General features: G+C 59.9%; 1 pseudogene. It reads left to right on the plus strand.

The annotated features are described in order from the left end of the window. Window positions 1–36 precede the first annotated feature (36 nt). Window positions 37–431: pseudogene (locus AC1DNF_RS35815) on the plus strand (hypothetical protein); the annotation flags it as partial.

Raw genomic sequence — 431 nt, forward strand, 5'->3', positions numbered from 1 at the left:
AAGGCCAGCCCCAGCGCTGCACGTACCGTCACTGTGGTGAAATCCGATCCTTTCCCTCGCGCGTGGTATTCGTCTCCAGATCAGCCGTTGGCCGCCGGAACGATCTTCACGATCATAGAAGCAGCTCGTCGCCTAAGGGCAGTTGCGCACGTAAGGGCACTAGGTAAGGTGCTGAGCGGCAAGAATCTGGCATTGCTGGTGACGGTCACTGGTCAGGAAACTTCGGACCTCAAACGCGCCGCGCAAGAGCTGGATGCTCGGGTTTCCGAACTCCGCTTCGTTGAGACGGAAGAATCGATGCGGCGCGACTTGGCATCAATGGCCCGGCTTCTCGGACGCATGTACGACGCCATCGATTGCGGAGCGCTGACACCGTCCAGAGCGCGCTTGATCGAACTCGAATCGGGCGTACCCGTTTACGCTGGCTTGGG

The organism is Variovorax sp. 01T432, from assembly GCF_056398605.1.